Raw genomic sequence first — 17,671 nt, 5'->3', positions numbered from 1 at the left:
TTATCGAGACAGTTTTTTTCTTTTCCCCATCGTCAATACAACAATGCCGCACAGGAGCAATCCCACTCCAACCCAAGAAAGTGCGCTCAACTCTTCGCCTACTACCAGAACCCCTAGGACAGCAGCCGTCAATGGTTCCGCCAATGACAAAGTTACTGCCGAGGAAGAAGGAATCTGTTTTAAACCAAAAGAAAACAGGAGATACGATAAGCTTGTCGCACCGATCCCTAAATAAATAAGCAGCCATAAGTTGCCTGAAACGGTTATGTATGATAAATCGAAGAACAACAAAAAAGGCAGGAGACAGCAGGCGCTTAGTGAAAAAATCACTGCAACAGCGGAAACCGGTTCCATCGCTTTGAGTACATTTTTACTTGCAAGCGCGTAGACCGCAAAAGAAATGCCAGCACCAAGAGCCATAGCGATTCCTGTGGGGTCCACCAGCTGCTGCCCTTTATTGGCAAATAGCAGGACACATCCCACCAATGCCAGCAATGTTGCGATGCCCCACACTCTGTCCGGTTTCTTCTTTAACGCCGCCCATTCGATCAGACCGGTTAATACAGGAGCACTGCCGATTGTTACAACTGTTCCAATGGCAATTCCAGTCAATTGGACAGACGAAAAAAATAAAGGCTGAAACAATGCCATGCTGATAGCGGAAAAAATTACTGCCTGCCACGGAATCGAACGCACTGATAGTTTTTTTGCTGCCACTACGAAGATCAGCAAAGAAAAACCACCAATTGCCAAACGGAAAGCGCCAATTGACAGTGGATGCGCTGTACCCTCAAAAAAAGATTGGGCTGTACCTGTTGTTCCCCACAAGATGGCTGCCAGCAGCACCCACAAATAGGCTGTGTAATTCACATTCAACACCTCTGACTTTCTATACTACCCTAGTAACATACCATGGTACTGTTGGATTGAGATAGCTGTCTTCTTCTATTATAATAAAAGAAAAGAGGAGGGGATCCTATGTATATGACAGTCCAGGAAACTGCCGCTTTTTTGTCCATGCCTGAAGAACAAGTCAATCGCTACGTATTGGAAGGCCGTATCCGCGCAGTCCATGATGGGGAACAATACATGATCAACACCTCTCAGTTCGGCACTCACTTCCAGCAGTTGGAAGAAGCAAAACGGGCGTTGGAGGAATGGCGCGCCATTCCTATTCCAGACGATGTGGATATTAAAGACGAAGACTGACCGCAAACAAAAAAGCATTCGAGATGGGACCCTGTCCCACTCGGATGCTTTTTCTGCTTGTTTACCGTATAAGTTCCGGCACTAAAAGGCTTTTTAACTTCTTCTCGATAAATCCACCCCATTTTTCGAATTCCACTAAAAATCCGTCATGGCCAAAATCGGTTTCAACGATTTTCCAGCTTGCCGCTTTTTGTTTTTCAAGCCACGGAACCATTAGCTCACTCGGATAAAGCAAGTCATGGGTAAACGATAAGGAAAACACGGGAATATCCAAAACAGCCTCTTGAATGTCATGTGTATTCATCGCTTTCAGTAAAATTACGTAGCTATTGGCATCAAACCGATCCGCCAGTTTCTTCCCCTGGTAGTTCAAGTACGACTGTACGTTAAATTCGTCGCCATCACTGGTGCGGCCAAATCGCTGATTAAACATGTTCCCGCTGCGATAAGTCACCATGCCTGCCATTCTGGCAACTTCGAATCCTTTTAAAAGAGCGGAATCCTCGTAATTTCCACCGTTAAATGCTCCGTCATTTTCAATCGCCAAAATGCCGATATGATTAAAAGCTACACCATAATCACTGTAGTAGGGTGTAACAGCTAAAGGAAGAATCGCATCAACAAACTCCGGATACAACTTTCCCCACTCCAAAGTTTTCATGCCACCTAACGAGCCGCCAATCACACCTGCAAGATGCTCAATTCCAAGGTTTTTCAAGGCATGATATTCTGCACGTACCATATCACGTATGGTTAGTGTTGGAAATTCACCGCGATAAGGGGTTCCAGTCTCCGGATTTATCGAAAGCGGACCAGTCGATCCATGGCAGCCTCCCAAAACATTGAAAGTAATCACTTGGAAAACATCTGTATCCACCGGCTTGCCAGGTCCGATTAATCCTGCCCACCATCCTGGATTGTCCTTTGTGCCAATAGCATATTGATCGCCTGTCAATGCATGGCATACCAGTACAACCGGAGCTTTTTCGTCTCCGAGACGTTCGTATGCAAGTTCTACATCGTTTAACACCTTAGCTGAATCCAGGGTTAACGCGCCGATGGCTACTGTGTTCATGACAATCCCTCCTTATGCATTTTCCAATATTGCCGCCTGTATCGCCTGTTCCAAATCAGCGATCAAATCTTCTGCGTTCTCTAATCCGACAGACAAGCGGATCAACTCTTCCGTTACGCCCGATGTTTTTAATTCTTCATCGTTTAATTGCTGATGTGTGGTGGAAGCCGGGTGAATGATCAGCGATTTCGCATCTCCTACATTGGCTACATGGGACCAAAGATTGACGCTGTCGATGACTTTACGCCCCGCTTCACGTCCGCCTTTGATGCCAAAGTTGACAATTGATCCATAACCCCCGTTTTTCAAGTATTTTTTCGCTAACTGGTGGGAAGGATGATCTTCAAAACCAAGGAAATTAACCCACTCGATTTGCGGGTGCTGCTCCAAGTAATCTGCGACAAGCTGGGCATTGCTGCTGTGTTTTGGAATCCGGAGATGCAAAGTTTCCAGCCCCTGCAATAAAGCATGGGCACTTTCCGGACTGAGAGATGGCCCAAAATCCCGCAGCAGCTGAACACGAAGTTTTGTTGCGAATGCTGCCTCCGGAACATCAATGCCGTAACGCAATCCGTGATATGTTTCGTCCGGCTGCGTGTAATTCAGGAATCGCGGATTGTCCCAATTGAAGGTTCCGGCGTCCACTGCTATCCCGCCAATGGTCGTGCCGTGACCGCCTATCCATTTTGTAGCAGAGTGAATGACAACATCGGCACCGAATTCAATGGGATTACTGCCATACGGAGAAGCAAATGTATTGTCTACTAATAATGGAATGCCATTTTCATGCGCAATTGCTGCTATTTTTTCTACATCAAAGACATTCAAGCTCGGATTGCCAATTATTTCACCGAATAAAACTTTCGTCTTGTCTGTAATTGCCGCTTTGAAATTTTCAGGATTTGTCGCATCAACAAATTTGGTCTTGATGCCATAACGCGGCAAGGTGTTTGCAAATAAATTGTACGTTCCGCCATACAGGTTGCTGTCCGCCACGATTTCGTCCCCAGCTTCAGCAATATTCATAATGGAAAAGGCGATGGCGGCCATCCCGGAAGACAGAGCAACTGCCGCTGTACCACCTTCTAATAATGCTACCCGCTGTTCGAAAACATCGACTGTCGGATTCATGATGCGGGAGTAAATATTGCCGGTATCCTTCAGGCCAAAAAGATCCTGTGCGTGCTGCGTGTCCTTAAAGACGTAAGAAGTGGTTTTATAGATTGGCACACCTCTTGATCCTGTTGTGGGATCCGGCTGTTGTCCGCCATGCAGCAATAATGTTTCTGGTTTTAAGTTTGTCATTTTCCATTCCCCCTATTTTTTATGGATACTGTAATGCCGAAGAGAACAGCAAAAAGCCCTCTTCGATAAGAAGAGGGCCGTAAATTACGGAGTTTCCTCCTCTTATCTGTCAGAACCTGTCGATCAGTTCTGTAGGAATTAGCACCTTTCCAGACAAAAACGTCTGTTGGTTGCCGGGCATCACAGGGCCTATCCCTCCGCCACTCTTGATAAGAGTATTTGATTTGGTTTTTCATCTTGTTGAGAAGTATAAAAACTTCCGCGCTTTTTGTCAAGTCCATTAGTCAAAAAATTTTGAAACCTTCCTTTCTTTCAAACGTTATCAATTACAGAGGAGGAATTAGTATGCTTATGTGGGTTTTGGTGTTGTTTATCGCGGGCTATATCATTGGTTGTTTTCATGGATCTCTTGCTGCACAGGCTTTATCAGGAATCAATGTTAAAAAAGAAGGCGTAAAAAATTCCGGTGCTTCCAACGCAGCCATCGTTCTGGGCTGGAAATACGGATTGCTAGTTGCATTTATTGATATTTTTAAAGGCTTTGCTGCGGTTGCAGGTCTCCGTCAGTTATTGGAAGCAGGAAGTTTTTCATCTGAAATGACCTGGGCATTATTGTTTGTAGCAGGCGCCGGCGTGGTTTTCGGCCATAACTTCCCTTTTTACATGAATTTTAATGGCGGCAAGGGCACCGCTTCGGTCATTGGCGTTATGCTTGCGCTTGACTGGAAGCTTGGGTTGCTTGGCCTGCTGCTGTTGATCGGTGTTTCGCTTGCAACAGACTACTTGGTAATAGGGGTACTTGTCCTCTATACCATCTATTTTGTAATCGCTTTTGTTCCCGCTTCCGGAGCTTGGCCCTTGCTGACAGCATCTGCCCTGTTTGCTATGGCTGTATGGAAGCATAGCGAAAATATTATCCGAATAAAAGATGGAACCGAAAATAAAGTGTCTTCAGTCTTACGCAAGAAATCCACCACATCAAATTGAGTAAATTTCACATAGGTTTTTTTCACATTTTAAAGTTTGTGAAATAAATCTCATTTTTCCCCTTGACTTTTTTGTTATTTCACCATAAAGTAAGACTCACGAATCGAATAGCATACATCACTTTCTTATCAAGAGAAACCGAGGGACAGGCCCTAAGACGTTTCGGCAGCAGATTTGTTTAACCGCAAAAACTGTGCCAACTCCTGCAAATGCCATTTGCGCATTTGGAAGATGAGAATTAGATGGTTTCAACAGGAGCCCTCTTTTTTCTTATGGATGAGAAAAAAGAGGGCTCTTTTTTGTCTATTATCTCAACGAAAATTTGAGGCACCATCGATTTGATAAGATCCATTACAGCAAAAGGAGGCATTATCACCATGATTCAATTCGAAGGCGTCGCTAAAACCTATCAATCTGGCAAACAGGAGATCCATGCCTTGAACGGCATTGACCTGACCGTTGAAACCGGCGAAATATACGGGGTCATCGGCTTTAGCGGAGCTGGAAAAAGTTCATTGATCCGCACCGTGAACCTGCTTGAGCGACCTACTACAGGACGTGTATTGATTCAGGGAAAGGACATTTCCACCCTATCCAGTAAAGAAATTCGCACCATCCGAAAAGACATCGGCATGATTTTCCAGCATTTCAATCTGCTGAATTCTAAAACGGTGTACCACAATGTAGCAATGCCGCTCTTGCTGGCGAAAACGCCAAAAGCGGATATCGAAAAACAAGTAAAAGATCTGCTCGAATTTGTCGGTCTTGGGGACCAGGCACAAAAATACCCGGATCAACTATCAGGCGGTCAGAAACAGCGAATCGGCATTGCCCGGGCGCTGGCTACCAACCCCTCCGTCTTGCTATGTGACGAAGCGACATCAGCGCTCGATCCGCAAACGACCAAATCGATTTTGGATCTGCTGCGCAAAATCAACAAGGAATACAATATCACCATCCTGCTCATCACACATGAGATGGGTGTTATCCGGGAAATTTGTGATAAGGTCGCTGTCCTTGAAGCAGGAAAAGTCATCGAGCAAGGCAGCGTTTTTGATATTTTCTCCAATCCGCAGCAACCTACCACAAAGCGCTTTGTCCGCTCTGTTATGAATGATGAACTGCCTGAATCTCTGCTCCTGCAAATTCAAAATGCCAAAAGCAGCAATGCCATCTACCGTCTCCAGTTTACCGGCAATTCCGTCGGCAAACCGTTCATGTCCCGCGTGTCGCGTGACTTTAAAGTCGATTTGAATGTTCTGTTCGGCAATGTTACGGAGCTGCAAGGCATTCCATATGGCAACCTGATTGTCGAATTTTCCGGGGAGCCGAGTGAAATCGGACGGGCATTATCCTCTATTCGGGAAAGTGATATTCACATAGAGGAGGTCAATAACTATGTCAGTTAACTACGAACAAATATTGGAAGCACTTTGGGAGACCGTTTATATGACCGGTGCTGCATTCGGCTTTTCCTTATTGATCGGCTTCCCTCTCGGCATCCTGCTGGTGGTCACACGCAAAGGGCATCTGCTGGAAAATGAACCGGTTTCCAAAGTGCTCAACATTGTCATCAATATTTTCCGTTCCGTCCCATTTATCATTTTGATGGTGGCCATCATTCCATTGACCCGTCTGATTGTCGGCACATCCATCGGAACGGCAGCGGCCATTGTGCCACTGGTCTTCTACGCAGGACCTTATATTGCACGATTAATTGAAAACTCCTTATTGGAAGTCGACAAAGGGGTTATCGAAGCGGCCCAGGCAATGGGTGCCACACCGATGCAAATTATTTTCCGCTTTCTGATTCCGGAGGCTTTAAGTTCCCTGGTTCTCGCATTGACCATAGCTGTAGTCGGACTCATTGGTGCATCAGCTATGGCAGGTGCCATTGGAGGAGGCGGTCTTGGAGACTTGGCCATCACATACGGCTATCAGCGATTCGACACACTGGTCATGTTCATCACCGTAGCGATCCTTGTAGTGCTGGTGCAGGGTGTTCAATCTCTTGGAAATGTATTATCAAGAACTGTAAGGCGCAGTTGAAGAGAAAAGCGCAAGCGCCCGTGTAGATTCGACGGGCATAAAACAGATCGGCAATGCGGCGATTTTTGCCGCGCAGCCAGGATGGCTTATGACCCCGAGAATCTGGGCGCTGGAGTCTGGACAAAAAGAAAAGCGGAAGCTGCCGTTTAGATTCGACAGGCATAAGACGATCTGGCGAAGCGGCATGTTTTCAGCCGCACAGCCAGAGTGGCTTATGATCCGAGAATCTGGCAGCTGGAGTCTGGACAAAAAGAAAAGCGCAAGCGCCCATGTAGCTCTGACGAATATAAAAAGTTCGAACTAAATAAAAACAACATAGAGAAACTGGAGGAATTAATCATGAAAAAAATTACAGCTACTGCATTACTTTCACTAACAGCATTAACCTTAGCGGCTTGCGGAGACGACAGCAGTTCTGAGGGCAACACGACCGTCACTCTTGGCATCAGCGGATCTGATACGACCATTTGGGATTACATTGCCGATAAAGCCGAAGCCGAAGGAATTGATTTGGAAATCCAAACCTTTTCTGATTACGTGGCACCGAACCTGGCTCTTGCCGAAGGTGAACTTGACTTGAATGCATTCCAAACAATTTCTTATTTCGATGAATTTGTTGAAGAGCACAACGTCGACATCGTACCGATCGGCTCTACCGTAATCGCACCAATGGGCTTGTATTCCGATAAATATGAGTCCATCGATGAAATTCCTGAAGGCTCACAGATTGCAATGCCGAACGAAGCGACCAACATGGGCCGTGCCCTTCTCCTGCTTGATGAAGCTGGACTGATTACACTATCTGAAGATGCCGGTCTTACGGGAACTGCCGAAGACATCATCGACAACCCGAAAAATATTGAAATTATGCCGATGGTATCTGGCCATACGCCACGCGCTATGCCTGATGTTGCCGGTTCAGTCATCAACAACGGCGTCGCAGTGGATGCTGGCTTGAATCCAACAGATGATCCGATTGCCCGCGAAAGCGAAACGGCCAAACCATATATCAACCTGATCGCTGCCAATGCGGAAGATGCAGACAACGAAGCTTACCAAAAAATAGTTGAATTATATCAAGAAGAAGACACTGCTGAATTTATTATTGAGCATACAGAAGGCGGCCAGATTCCGACCGTTGTGACAGTTGAAGAACTGGTCGATTATCAATAAGATATTACCAGTGCAAGCGGAATTCTAATAACCATTAACGAGAAAGCAGTCCAGACCTTTTCCAGTCGATCGATTCCTACTGCAAGACATACATTGAAAAAAGTTTGTGACTTGGCCAACACATCTGCTTTGGATACGATTGTCCGCAGCGAGCTTGAGACACAAGGTGAGACTGTAGCCGATTCCCGTATTTTTAGCCTTGGCTCTACAGAAACCGCTAAATCAGTTCAGGGCAACCATGCCACTCAAAGCAAAACAGCAAAATAAAAAAACGGTGCTCCTTTCCGGGAGCATCGTTTTTTCGTCCAGAATTTTCATCATTTTCCCACTTCATGCTAAAATATTCTTATATAGGTTGAACTTGCTGTTTTTCAGCTCTATCTCCAAACAGTGTATTAAACAATTCAATTTATATAAAACTTACTCAAGGAGGATTTGTACATGTTGGAAAACTTAATCGAGCGGCTTGTCCGTTATGCGAAAATTGATACCCAGTCTGACTTTAACAGTGCCACCACACCTTCTACAGAGACCCAGTGGGATTTGCTCCGTGAACTCGAACAGGAAATGAACTCTATTGGCTTGATCGATGTTGGCATGGATAGATCGGGTTATCTTTTCGGTACGTTGCCGGCCAATACCGACCGGGACATTCCAGTGATCGGTTTCTTGGCACATGTAGATACCGCCACAGACTTTACCGGAAAAAATGTTAATCCAAAACGCATTAATGATTATGACGGACAGGATATCCCATTAAACGACAGCGTTGTGATGGCTGTGTCAGATTTTCCTGCTCTCCAAAACTACATAGGCCATACACTGATTACAACAGATGGCACCACGCTTCTTGGCGCTGACAATAAAGCAGGTATCGCTGAAATTATGACCGCAATGGAATATTTAAATGCCCATCCGGAAATTGAGCACGGAAAGATCCGTGTTGCGTTTACGCCCGATGAAGAAATCGGCCGCGGCCCCCATAAATTTGATGTAGAGCGCTTTGGTGCAAATTATGCCTATACAATGGACGGCGGCCCTCTTGGTGAATTGCAGTATGAAAGCTTTAATGCAGCCAGCGGCAAACTGATTGTCCAAGGGAAAAGCGTTCATCCCGGATCAGCAAAAGACAAAATGGTCAATGCCCAAACAGTGGCCATCCAATTTCAGCAGGAAATGCCAATGAACGAAGTACCTGAATTGACCGAAGGATATGAAGGCTTTATCCATTTGAATAATTTCACCGGCAATGTGGAAACTGCGGAACTGACGTATATTATCCGAGATTTCGATAAAGGAAAGTTCGATGCCAAAAAGCAGCATATGCAGGCAGTTGCTGAAAAGCTGCAGCAGCAGTATGGCATAGAGGCTGTCCGTTTGGAAATCGAAGATCAGTACTACAATATGCGCGAGAAAATCGAACCAGTCATGGAAATCGTTGATAACGCAGAAAAAGCCATGATTGCATTAGACATTAAACCGAATATTGTTCCGGTTCGAGGCGGTACGGACGGTTCCCAATTGTCTTACATGGGACTCCCAACGCCGAATATTTTCACCGGCGGGGAAAATTACCACGGAAAATACGAGTTCATCTCAGCTGAAAACATGGAAAAAGCAACCCAGGTCATTATCGAAATCGTAAAATCAGCCAAGTAAACTAATATTTAAAAAGCGTATTGGACTGGGTCCAATACGCTTTTTTCTTTAGATGATGCTTCGCCCGTTTTGCGCCAGCGCGTAATGAATGCCGTGCTGCAAGGTTTGGAAGCATTGGAATTTTGATAAATTGATGCCCGACTCTGTAATGGTCATGCTCATTTTCGCTGAGATGCCCACTAATATCGTTTGTGTACCGATCAAGGATGCCGTCGATCCCAACTTTTCAATAAGCATAGCCGCGTGCTGAGTAAAATTGTTGTTCAAACCGGTCAGATCCAAAATTAAATACTTTGCTTTGTGTTTTGGCATGTTCTGCAGTGTTTTTACCAACAGCTCTTCCGCACGGGCTTCATCATACGTTCCGAGCAAAGGCACAACCACGATATCTTCCAGAACCGGAATGAGCGGAGATGAAATCTCTTTAATCAGCTGATTCAATTCTTTGGTTTTTTCATCCACTAACCGTTCGAGTTCATTTATTTTTTCCGCTTCTTTTAAACGGGATAAGTGATGGATATTCTTTTCAATCGTCTCTTCAGACGGAAAATACTGAATAACACTTTCAGGGTAGCCATCCAATTGATGATGTACAACCTTATACCAAATGTTTTGCTTGAACAAAGAAGAAAAAATTCCGGCATAATGTGCCGGCAAAAAGCTGCCTCCCTGTTCTTTCTTCTGCGCCACATTGATCAAATGCTCCCAGCTGTTTTTCAAATGCACTTCCAATGTATGTGTTTCTTCATTGAGTTCTTTTATTTGCGCTAAGCCCCATCCGGCAGACGCATAAGTGTTGGTGATTAATTGAGAAGCGTCCTCGATCGAGACACCTTTGATGCCGTGAAAATACTCCCCTACTACCAGTCCCTGACGAAATCCTGTTGATTCCAGTACAACATTCGCCGCATCTTTCCCAGAAATCTCTTCCAGGGAATCAAAAAACATTTTCATTGCGGATGCTGTCCAAAAAAGAACAGATTCCTGCCCTTCAAATAAAAAACGTCCTTCAGCCAAATTCCATTCAAAACTTAAACCGCCTACTGTTATTGCTGATTCCGTAGTCATCTTGCAGCTCCTCTCGCTCACTGGTTCCATTTTATCATATTCGTTATATTTCTTTATGTTTGAAGGCTATTTTTTTACGATACATGAAAAGCATAAACTCATGCCGCCGTTTTTTCGTTGACATGTTTAAAGCAATAAAGAAGTTTATTGCCGGCTCCTTAAACGCAATGAAAAATGGTAACGGGTTCATGTTTTAAATGCTTCATTAAAGGAATACAAGGAATAACACAAAACGGAAGAGGTGCTTTACATGTCAGATAAAAAACCATTTAGCGAGGAAGACCGTAAAACAAGAGACGGCGCTTCTATGGACAACCCAGAACAGTTTAAAACAGATAAAAAGAGTCTTTCCGAAATGCACGAAGAGGAAATGACTGTCGATTCCATTCCGATGGAAGATTTAAAACAGGAGAAAAAAGAAGAAGGAAACAAACGGGCAACGAAGAGCAATTCTTCAAGCGAAGAGAAATTCCCAGAGTAATCAGAGTGAATTTTCGTAAAAGTGAATGCTTTCAAAAAAGACCGCAGAGGCTATGCTCCGCGGTTTTTTTGTGCTATGATTCTCGTTTGAACAGGAGTGAAAGAAGATGAAAAACTGGATTTATCCGCTCATGGTCGTCATAGCAGCGAGCTCTTATGGAGTTCTCTCGACCATTATCAAAGTGGCCATGAAAAATGGATTTACTGCTGCAGAAGCAGTAACCGCCCAATATTTTATAGGGTTCGCATTAGCGGCTCTTTTATTTTTTGCTACACAACGCAAAATGCCACGGATCAAAGGATGGAAGATATTAGTGCTGTCCGGTACCTCCACAGCTGTTACCGGAATGGTTTATGCCCATTCACTTAACTATCTTCCAGCCTCCTTGGCAGTAGTACTGCTTTTCCAATTTACATGGATTGGCATGTTCCTCGATTGTATTGTCAACCGCAGATGGTTAAAGCGCACTGAAGTATTTTCCTTAATCCTGTTATTTGCGGGAACACTTTTTGCAGCTGGCATCATCGGAACGGACTTGAGCGGAATTCCATGGCAAGGATGGGCTTGGGGAATTGGCGCTGCATTTTGTTTTTCAGCGTTCATGTTCGTCAATGGCAAACAAATTGAAGGCATGGATACTTCAGCCCGCTTGTTTTACGTATCGCTGTTTGCAGCAATCGTAGTCGGTCTTTTCCAAACACCGGAGATTGTCTGGAATGGACAATTGTTCAATGAAGGTCTATGGATTTTCGGTTTGATGCTGGGAGTTTTCGGAATCATCATGCCCATTTACTTTTTCTCTGTCGCAGTGCCGCATGTCGGCTCTGGGCTTGCATCCATATTAAGCGCCATGGAATTGCCGGTGGCTGTTCTGGCATCGGTGATTATCCTGAACGAAGCTTTAACGTTCCTGCAAATTTGCGGCATCTTCATTATTCTTATAGGGATGGTGCTGCCAAGTGCCTTTAACCGGACACCTAAAAGAGTCGAACGCATTTAAAAGGCCTGCTGCCCAAGCAGGCCTTTTATGTTTAGTTCGGAGTTAAAAAGGAATAGATAAGTACAAAGATAAAAGGAGTGGTATGGATGAATCAGGAAGACATAAAAAAAGCGGCTTTAAAAATTTTAGAGGAAAGTTATGTGGGGACATTGGCAACGCTCAAAGGAAATAAACCCCATTCGCGCTATATGACTTTTTTTAATGATGGCTTCACTCTCTATACAGCTACCAGCAAAAACACGCAAAAAGTTGACGAACTGGAAGCCAACCCCCATGCCCATATTCTTCTAGGCTATGACGGGGAAGGTGTCGGGGATACATTCCTGGAGATTGAAGGATCCATGTCCTTGAATGATGACCGCGAAATGATCAACAAAGTTTGGAATGAGCACTTAGAAGGCTGGTTTGAAGGACCCGATGATCCAAACCTTATCATTTTAGCCATTAAACCTGACCGCGTCCGCTTGATGAATAAAAAAGGACAAGAACCGCAAACGCTGGAACTGTAAATGCAAAAACGGCTCAAATTTTGAGCCGTTTTTTTATGTCTGCAGAATTTCACGAAGCCCTTCCCTGTTAAACAACAGGTCTTCAAGCGTGTATTCATCCAAAACAGTCAAATAAGCATGAAGCGCTTTTCCGAGCACGCCGCGCAATCCGCAAATCGGAGAAATCGGACAGCTGTTGCGCTCAGGATCAAAGCATTCAACCAAGTGGAAGTCATCTTCCATTTGTCTTACTACCGTCCCGACATTAATATTTTGAGGAAGATCGGCTAGGCGAATGCCGCCACCTCTTCCTCTTACCGTATGGATAAATCCGGCTTTCCCCAGTTCGAATGTAACTTTCGTTAAATGGTTCTTCGATATATTGTAGGCGTCAGAAATTTCTTGTATAGTCGTCAGTTTTCCTGATTCTTTGGTCCCTAAATAAATCAAAACTCGTAATGAGAAGTCTGTATACATGGTCAATCTCATTTTCTTCACCTCTTCTGCCTGTTCATTATAACGGCTTTTCGAGAAGTCCGAAAGTAATTGAACCTGTCTCATCCCGGGTGCTTATGTTGGAACTTTTTTATGTTTTAAGTTATTCAAATTACTTTTGAAAGTATTTCTGTCCAAACAGAAAGTATTTGAGAAAAAGTAGAAAGTATAGCCGATTACCAGAAGCAAAGAGTCGCTTCATGGAATAAATAATTATATCGCTTACCGTACTGCTACCCTTTTACCTGTTCTCCAGCTCCTGCGCCCAGTTTCTAGAAGCTGCCTCAAGCCCCTCAGCTTTTCTTTATTGTGACTTTTCTGTGAAGAGGGTTGTGTCTAAATTTTAAAGATATATTTTAAATGTATCTTTAAAATATTTGACGGAGTATAGTCAAGATATAGAAAACAAAAGGAGAGATTGACAATGTTATCACAAGAGACTATAACAATCATCAAATCCACAGTACCGGTTTTAGAGCAGCATGGAACGGCAATCACAACTGTTTTTTATAAAAATATGTTTGAAGCGCATCCTGAACTTTTCAATATTTTTAATCAAGCTAACCAGAAAAAAGGCCGCCAGCAGGCTGCATTAGCTAACACGGTTTACGCTGCAGCAGTTCATATCGACAATCTGGAAGCTATTCTCCCTGCAGTTGTACAAATTGCCAATAAGCACGTAAGCTTGGGAATCAAACCGGAACATTATCCGATTGTTGGAGAATATCTGTTAAAAGCGATCAAAGAAGTATTGGGCGATGCAGCAACTGATGACATCATCAATGCTTGGGCAGAAACTTACGGCGTAATCGCGGATGCCTTTATCGGCGTTGAAAAAGACATGTATGCAAAAATGGAATCGCAGGAAAATGGCTGGAGCTTTTTTAAGGACTTTATAATTGTCCGTAAAGAGAAAGAAAGTGAAAATATCACTTCTTTCTATTTAAAACCGGCAGACGGAAAAAATGTTCCATCTTACCAAGCTGGCCAATATATTTCCGTGCGCATGTCAATTCCAGGCGAAGAGTACTTATTTAATCGCCAGTACAGCCTTTCTCAAGCCACACAGGAAGATGAGTTCCGCATTTCTGTTAAACGCGATGCAGACAATGATCCGAACGGCCTCGTATCCGTTTACCTTCATGATGTAATGAACGTAGGAGATCGCTTTGAAGTCAGCGCTCCTGCAGGTGAATTTATTCTTGATGCTGAAAAAGTTACACCTGTAGCATTCGTCAGCGGCGGTGTCGGCATTACACCGATGATGAGCATGTTTGAAACTGTCGCTACTTTGACTCCTGAACGCCCAACGGCATTCCTCCATGCTGCACGCAATGAATCCCTTCATGCCTTTGACAAGGATATCCAGAAATACATTGCCGCCATGGACAATGCAAGCTACAAAACACTTTACTCTGATCAGCCGCAAGGCTATATTACACGGGAGGTTCTGAAAGAGTACGTCGACATTACAGGCGATGTCTATGTATGCGGCCCTGTTCCATTTATGGAAGCTATGATTCAGGAACTGCGGGCACTCGGCATGAGAGAAGAACAGATTCACTTTGAATTTTTCGGTCCAGCCATAGCTCTTCAAAACGCATAATTTCTCACGAAGCTGCCCGTTCACTGGGCAGCTTTTTCTGTATGGTCATTTTCATCCCAATCAAAAAGGACCTGCCAACTTGGCAGGTCCTTTTACATTCATTCTATTATTTTCATTTCATTTTGCGCAGCAGGTAAAGCAGGTAAGGTGTCCCGATCAATGCGACAACCAAGCCGCTCGGAATGTCTTTCGGTGCAATCAATATCCGTCCGACAAAATCGGCGGTTACCAGCAGCAGTCCGCCGATCAAGCCGGATGCCAGGAGCAGCGGCAAATGACGGAAACCGACCAAGCGACGGGCAATATGCGGAGCGACCAGACCGACAAATCCGATCGTGCCGACAATCGATACCGCCACCGTTGAAATGGCGACACCAACGATCAGCGCCCAAACGCGTGTGGAACGGATGTTCAACCCCAGACCGGCAGCTACATCGTCTCCGAAGGTCAGCGTATCCAAGCTGCGCGTGAGATAAATGGCCGGCCAAATGAATACCGCCAATAAGAGCAGCGCAAATTGGACATCTTCCCAGCCCTTGCCGTAGGTGCTGCCTGATAACCAAACTAATGCACTCGCAACAGCCAGCTTCGCTTTGACAATGAAGACCTGTGTCGCAGCCGAACCAAAGGCCGAGATGGCGATGCCCATCAACGCAACGAGCATCGGCTGGAAATTATTTTTCCAAGCCGTCACAAGAATAATGCCAAGTGCCAAAGCTGCCCCTACAGTTGCGCCAAGCGGCAAGAATTCGGGTGGAATCGCCGGGAAAATAACAAGCAGCAGCATTGCTCCTGCTCCCGCCATTGAAGTGACACCGAGCACACTGGCATCTGCCAGCGGATTTCTTAAAACTCCTTGAAGAATGACGCCCGTAATCGCCAGCATTACACCGACAATAAATGAAGTTAAAACCCGCGGCACCCGGAAATTCCAAACTACCGGTTCTGTCCAGGCAAATGTCCAGGCAGTGCCGTTAAAGCTTAATGCCATCACCGTGATGCCAGCAATAATCGCCACCAGTATTGGAACAATCAGCTTTAAGCGAACAGGTTTTGTTGTACCGCCCATTTGCCGCTCCCCGCGCTTCATCGATTTGGCTGTGCGCCATGCCAAATACAACAGCCAAGGACCGCCGACCAATGCCGTCATGGCACCGACCGGCACTTCCTGTCCCGGCTGAATCAATCTGCCAAGCACATCAGCACCGACCAAAAAGACACTTCCCCAAATAAAAGAGTGGATAATAATTTGCAAATGTCCCCGTATGCCCATCATCCGGACAATGTGTGGAGCCATCAGCCCAATAAATCCGATCGGTCCGACAACGCTAACTGTAGCAGCGGCCAAGACAATTGCAACTCCCCAAGAAGCGAGCTTGACCAGGCGGACATTTTGTCCGAGTGAAGAAGCAATGTCTTCTCCAAGCGATAAAATATCCATTGGTTTTGCCAACAGCAGTGCACAAAGGAACATCAGGAGAATGACCGGTGCAGCAAATATTACGCCTTCCCAGTTCAGTTGAACCAAAGTCCCCGAACCCCAAAGGAAAAGCCCATTTGTCTGGTTTTCAAATAATAACTGGAGCGCTCCGGTAATGGAAGCAAACAGCAGAGAAATGATCATCCCTGTCAAAGCGACACGCACGGGTTCCATTTGTTTCCCGGCAAGGCCCACGACCAATAAAGAAGAAAGTACAGCACCTAAAAGAGCCGTAACAAAAGGAAAAGCGCCAAATAATCCCGGAAAGAAGATTGTGGAAACAACCACGAAGAAAAAGGCACCAGCATTAAGCCCCAAAGTTCCCGGCGAAGCCAATGGATTGTTCGTCAATGTTTGGAGAACAGCACCTGAAACAGCGAGAGCCCCTCCTGCCAAAATGCCGATTGTTAGACGCGGCAAGCGAAATGAGAATACGATATCCTGAATGCGGCCTTCCGTCCAGACGCCTGTCAGCAACTGGGACACCGTGTAATCCGCCTGCCCCTGCGTCAAGTGAACAATAGACAGCGCAATAAGCAGGAAAAAGCCCGCTGTCAGAGAGACAGTGGACTTATTCAGCAATTTGCGGAGCATTAGTCTGTCACCAGCACATCGGTGATTTGGTTCATCAAGGTTTCAGCAGACAACGGTCCTCCATATAGCCAAGTATCAGCGCCTAAATCGTACGTACGATCCTCTTGAACAAAGGCCAGATTTTCCCAGACCGGATTGCCGCTAAGCTGGTTTTCATAAATATTATCTGCATCCGGTACCGTGTAAAGGTAATTGGCATCTTCGTACTCTACCAATCCTTCTACATTAAACGTACTGGATCCAAAGATTTCAAACTGGTCCGGCTCATGGACATTATTCAAGCCCAGACGATCCAAAATGATGGAAGCCATCGAGTTTGGCGTAAAGACACGGATTTCAGGAGCCTGTGCACCAGAGTAAGCAAGGGTTAAAATGACATCTTTGGTTTGAAGATCGGCCGCTTCAAGTTCAGCTGCCTTTTCTTCGTATTGCGCTTCAAGATCCGTCAAAACCTCTTCACCTTCAGTTGTCTTTCCTACAGCTTTTGCAATTTCCAGGAATGTTGTTTCCATTTCCTGATACAGATCAATGCTTTCGTCTTCCGGATAAGGATTAAAAATTACAGTAGGGGCAATCGTTTCCAATTGGTCAAGCATCGCATCGTGCCGGAAGCTCACCCCGATAATCAAGTCAGGTTCTAAAGCTGCAATCGCTTCAAGGTTAGGTTCCTGGCGGCCGCCGACGTCAACTACCGTTTCGTCCAGTTGCGGCTCGATGTTCACATAGTCCCCATACTCTGCAATGTCAGCCATTCCAGCTGGCTGTACACCCACTGCCAGCAAGTCTTCCGCATAAGTCCATTCCAAAACGACTACTTTTTGGGCTGGAGCATCTAATGCGACCTCACCATTGGTGCCTTGAATCGTTACCGGCTCAGCTTCTTCTGCCGGCGCCGCTGGTTCTTCTTCAGCTGATGAGCATGCGGCAAGAACAAGCATGAGCATTGCTGCAATTAATAGTAATAACCGTTGCTTCATAATTGGTGTCCTCCAAGTGTTTGAT

18 protein-coding genes and 2 riboswitches are annotated in these 17,671 nt (G+C 45.2%); of the genes, 11 read left to right on the top strand and 7 right to left on the bottom strand.

Annotation, left to right across the window (positions count from 1 at the left end; genetic code table 11):
• Positions 1-870: a DMT family transporter gene (locus tag GJB59_RS09450; protein WP_142827014.1), complete on the bottom strand. Its 870-nt coding sequence runs from the start codon at positions 868-870 to the stop codon at positions 1-3.
• Positions 871-978: 108 nt separating this feature from the next.
• Between GJB59_RS09450 and GJB59_RS09445 the strand changes: the two genes are divergently transcribed.
• Positions 979-1,209, top strand: coding sequence for a helix-turn-helix domain-containing protein (locus tag GJB59_RS09445; RefSeq protein ID WP_142827013.1), 231 nt, complete (start codon positions 979-981; stop codon positions 1,207-1,209).
• Between the two features lie 61 nt (positions 1,210-1,270).
• On the opposite strand, the gene metX is transcribed toward GJB59_RS09445, so the two are convergent.
• On the bottom strand, positions 1,271-2,284 hold the full coding sequence (gene metX / locus GJB59_RS09440; protein ID WP_142827012.1) for a homoserine O-acetyltransferase MetX: 1,014 nt from the start codon (positions 2,282-2,284) through the stop codon (positions 1,271-1,273).
• Between the two features lie 12 nt (positions 2,285-2,296).
• Positions 2,297-3,589, bottom strand: coding sequence for an O-acetylhomoserine aminocarboxypropyltransferase/cysteine synthase family protein (locus GJB59_RS09435; RefSeq protein ID WP_142827011.1), 1,293 nt, complete (start codon positions 3,587-3,589; stop codon positions 2,297-2,299).
• Between the two features lie 99 nt (positions 3,590-3,688).
• A riboswitch (SAM riboswitch) is annotated at positions 3,689-3,805 on the bottom strand.
• 129 nt (positions 3,806-3,934) lie between these two features.
• Between GJB59_RS09435 and GJB59_RS09430 the strand changes: the two genes are divergently transcribed.
• The 6 genes from GJB59_RS09430 to pepT all read left to right on the top strand — a co-directional run bounded on the left by GJB59_RS09430 (position 3,935) and on the right by pepT (position 9,457).
• Complete coding sequence (locus GJB59_RS09430) at positions 3,935-4,576, top strand: glycerol-3-phosphate acyltransferase (RefSeq protein WP_142827010.1); 642 nt, start codon at positions 3,935-3,937, stop codon at positions 4,574-4,576.
• 122 nt (positions 4,577-4,698) lie between these two features.
• A riboswitch (SAM riboswitch) is annotated at positions 4,699-4,814 on the top strand.
• A gap of 139 nt (positions 4,815-4,953) precedes the next feature.
• Entirely contained in the window at positions 4,954-5,985 is a 1,032-nt protein-coding gene (locus GJB59_RS09425) for a methionine ABC transporter ATP-binding protein (protein ID WP_142827009.1), read from the top strand.
• Positions 5,975-6,625, top strand: a complete 651-nt coding sequence (locus GJB59_RS09420) for a methionine ABC transporter permease (protein WP_142827008.1) — start codon at positions 5,975-5,977, stop codon at positions 6,623-6,625. Before GJB59_RS09425 ends, GJB59_RS09420 begins: the two co-directional genes overlap by 11 nt.
• A 339-nt stretch (positions 6,626-6,964) precedes the next feature.
• Complete coding sequence (locus GJB59_RS09415; RefSeq protein ID WP_142827007.1) at positions 6,965-7,798, top strand: MetQ/NlpA family ABC transporter substrate-binding protein; 834 nt, start codon at positions 6,965-6,967, stop codon at positions 7,796-7,798.
• Positions 7,799-7,891: 93 nt separating this feature from the next.
• Positions 7,892-8,065 carry a hypothetical protein gene (locus GJB59_RS09410; RefSeq protein ID WP_185959999.1) on the top strand — a complete coding sequence of 58 codons (174 nt, stop codon included), beginning with the start codon at positions 7,892-7,894 and terminating at the stop codon, positions 8,063-8,065.
• 174 nt (positions 8,066-8,239) lie between these two features.
• Complete coding sequence (gene pepT, locus GJB59_RS09405; protein ID WP_142827006.1) at positions 8,240-9,457, top strand: peptidase T; 1,218 nt, start codon at positions 8,240-8,242, stop codon at positions 9,455-9,457.
• A 48-nt stretch (positions 9,458-9,505) separates the two neighbouring features.
• On the opposite strand, the gene GJB59_RS09400 is transcribed toward pepT, so the two are convergent.
• A complete protein-coding gene (locus tag GJB59_RS09400; RefSeq protein WP_142827005.1) occupies positions 9,506-10,525 on the bottom strand; it encodes an STAS domain-containing protein in 1,020 nt (339 codons plus the stop codon).
• Positions 10,526-10,775: 250 nt separating this feature from the next.
• On the opposite strand from GJB59_RS09400, the gene GJB59_RS09395 reads away from it, so the two are divergent.
• From GJB59_RS09395 to GJB59_RS09385, 3 genes are all read left to right on the top strand, one after another.
• The gene (locus GJB59_RS09395) at positions 10,776-11,006 is read left to right on the top strand and encodes a YczO family protein (RefSeq protein ID WP_142827004.1); all 231 of its coding nucleotides are present in this window, start codon (positions 10,776-10,778) and stop codon (positions 11,004-11,006) included.
• A gap of 106 nt (positions 11,007-11,112) precedes the next feature.
• Positions 11,113-12,006, top strand: a complete 894-nt coding sequence (locus GJB59_RS09390; RefSeq protein ID WP_142827003.1) for an EamA family transporter — start codon at positions 11,113-11,115, stop codon at positions 12,004-12,006.
• 86 nt (positions 12,007-12,092) lie between these two features.
• Positions 12,093-12,515: a pyridoxamine 5'-phosphate oxidase family protein gene (locus tag GJB59_RS09385; RefSeq protein ID WP_142827002.1), complete on the top strand. Its 423-nt coding sequence runs from the start codon at positions 12,093-12,095 to the stop codon at positions 12,513-12,515.
• 33 nt (positions 12,516-12,548) lie between these two features.
• On the opposite strand, the gene GJB59_RS09380 is transcribed toward GJB59_RS09385, so the two are convergent.
• Entirely contained in the window at positions 12,549-12,983 is a 435-nt protein-coding gene (locus tag GJB59_RS09380; protein WP_142827001.1) for an RrF2 family transcriptional regulator, read from the bottom strand.
• Positions 12,984-13,413: 430 nt separating this feature from the next.
• On the opposite strand from GJB59_RS09380, the gene hmpA reads away from it, so the two are divergent.
• The gene (gene hmpA / locus GJB59_RS09375; protein ID WP_142827000.1) at positions 13,414-14,595 is read left to right on the top strand and encodes an NO-inducible flavohemoprotein; all 1,182 of its coding nucleotides are present in this window, start codon (positions 13,414-13,416) and stop codon (positions 14,593-14,595) included.
• A gap of 112 nt (positions 14,596-14,707) precedes the next feature.
• Here hmpA and GJB59_RS09370 read toward each other — a convergent pair whose 3' ends face one another.
• Positions 14,708-16,669: an iron ABC transporter permease gene (locus GJB59_RS09370; protein ID WP_142826999.1), complete on the bottom strand. Its 1,962-nt coding sequence runs from the start codon at positions 16,667-16,669 to the stop codon at positions 14,708-14,710.
• Positions 16,669-17,646, bottom strand: coding sequence for an ABC transporter substrate-binding protein (locus tag GJB59_RS09365; protein ID WP_142826998.1), 978 nt, complete (start codon positions 17,644-17,646; stop codon positions 16,669-16,671). Before GJB59_RS09365 ends, GJB59_RS09370 begins: the two co-directional genes overlap by 1 nt.
• Positions 17,647-17,671: the final 25 nt, after the last annotated feature.

It is taken from the genome of Planococcus soli, from assembly GCF_016881065.1.
In the GTDB taxonomy this organism is placed as follows: Bacteria; Bacillota; Bacilli; order Bacillales_A; family Planococcaceae; genus Planococcus; species Planococcus soli.
This window is presented reverse-complemented; position numbering and strand designations above follow the sequence as displayed.

Bases quoted from the DNA above. Each gene is read 5' to 3' on its own strand.
- GJB59_RS09435 (WP_142827011.1), bottom strand. From the start codon at position 3,589: ATGACAAACTTAAAACCAGAAACATTATTGCTGCATGGCGGACAACAG.
- GJB59_RS09370 (WP_142826999.1), bottom strand. From the start codon at position 16,669: ATGCTCCGCAAATTGCTGAATAAGTCCACTGTCTCTCTGACAGCGGGC.
- GJB59_RS09420 (WP_142827008.1), top strand. From the start codon at position 5,975: ATGTCAGTTAACTACGAACAAATATTGGAAGCACTTTGGGAGACCGTT.
- metX (WP_142827012.1), bottom strand. From the start codon at position 2,284: ATGAACACAGTAGCCATCGGCGCGTTAACCCTGGATTCAGCTAAGGTG.
- GJB59_RS09430 (WP_142827010.1), top strand. From the start codon at position 3,935: ATGCTTATGTGGGTTTTGGTGTTGTTTATCGCGGGCTATATCATTGGT.
- GJB59_RS09400 (WP_142827005.1), bottom strand. From the start codon at position 10,525: ATGACTACGGAATCAGCAATAACAGTAGGCGGTTTAAGTTTTGAATGG.
- GJB59_RS09395 (WP_142827004.1), top strand. From the start codon at position 10,776: ATGTCAGATAAAAAACCATTTAGCGAGGAAGACCGTAAAACAAGAGAC.
- GJB59_RS09365 (WP_142826998.1), bottom strand. From the start codon at position 17,646: ATGAAGCAACGGTTATTACTATTAATTGCAGCAATGCTCATGCTTGTT.
- GJB59_RS09380 (WP_142827001.1), bottom strand. From the start codon at position 12,983: ATGAGATTGACCATGTATACAGACTTCTCATTACGAGTTTTGATTTAT.
- GJB59_RS09415 (WP_142827007.1), top strand. From the start codon at position 6,965: ATGAAAAAAATTACAGCTACTGCATTACTTTCACTAACAGCATTAACC.
- hmpA (WP_142827000.1), top strand. From the start codon at position 13,414: ATGTTATCACAAGAGACTATAACAATCATCAAATCCACAGTACCGGTT.
- GJB59_RS09390 (WP_142827003.1), top strand. From the start codon at position 11,113: ATGAAAAACTGGATTTATCCGCTCATGGTCGTCATAGCAGCGAGCTCT.
- GJB59_RS09425 (WP_142827009.1), top strand. From the start codon at position 4,954: ATGATTCAATTCGAAGGCGTCGCTAAAACCTATCAATCTGGCAAACAG.
- GJB59_RS09445 (WP_142827013.1), top strand. From the start codon at position 979: ATGTATATGACAGTCCAGGAAACTGCCGCTTTTTTGTCCATGCCTGAA.
- GJB59_RS09385 (WP_142827002.1), top strand. From the start codon at position 12,093: ATGAATCAGGAAGACATAAAAAAAGCGGCTTTAAAAATTTTAGAGGAA.
- pepT (WP_142827006.1), top strand. From the start codon at position 8,240: ATGTTGGAAAACTTAATCGAGCGGCTTGTCCGTTATGCGAAAATTGAT.